The 880-nt window shown below is 46.5% G+C and carries 1 protein-coding gene; it reads right to left on the reverse strand.

Translation table 11 applies throughout. The features are described 5' to 3' along the window. A partial coding sequence (locus A3750_RS19060; RefSeq protein WP_156498749.1) for a hypothetical protein occupies nt 1-397 on the reverse strand: 397 nt, incomplete at its 3' end. Nucleotides 398-880: the final 483 nt, after the last annotated feature.

Raw genomic sequence — 880 nt, forward strand, 5'->3', positions numbered from 1 at the left:
CAAAAAGAAGTGATTCAAAGCCGATATGAATGTACAAGCCAATGGCCGATTGGGCCGAGCCAAACGTCATGTCGAAGCTATCCCCTCCCGCAAACCGACCGTCAAAGTCATTGATGCCTAGATAGTTTGAGGAGGACGTTGTGTCATAGGTCGCGTCGACAGAGAGATCGTAATCCAACGAATAGTCAAAGGTAACACCATCAAACGGAGAACCTGGGAGGACTAGATCTCCTGCAGTGGCAGAATCAAAGTCGATTGTATTGCTCGAGAGACCTGCGATGGCTGTCGTAAAATCGGCCTCGTTATCGTAAGTCATTGTCGCGGCGTGCGTTGAAGCGGCAGCAGCGCTGAGTATTAGTAGGCTAGCTGTTCTTAAAAAGTGCGTTCTTGCTCTCATTGTCTTTACCGTCCCTAGGTTTTGGTTGTTATTTGATCAGTCACTTTGGTGCATTATGGTGCTACCGTCAAGACAATTACCGCCATTAATCAAAGAAATCTTCGTCACGTCATTACGAGGGGCTTGAGGCGAGGGGCTTGAGCCTCGGCTTTACTTTTGGAATGGCGAGTTTTTTTTACTCAACTATGCGATGCGTGTGGATTAACGTGAATGCTGGAGGTGATGTGAAATTTACAGCTCTAAGAGCTTGGCCCTAGAGGCCCAGCAGTTTAAACTTTGCGTTGAAAGGCTCGCCGATTCGGATGAATTTAACGTGTGGTCTTTCTTAGAGTTACCAAGCAAGTTAAAACAAGGCAGATTAACACACGTCTTTCGCCTTAGAGCCGAGACCGTCACTGCTATATTTTTCATAGACCTGGACATACAGGTCGAGAAATAGGAGTGACGAATGACAGCTTCAAACCATTCTGTTTGGATTAAAGC

The organism is Oleiphilus sp. HI0079, from assembly GCF_001635105.1.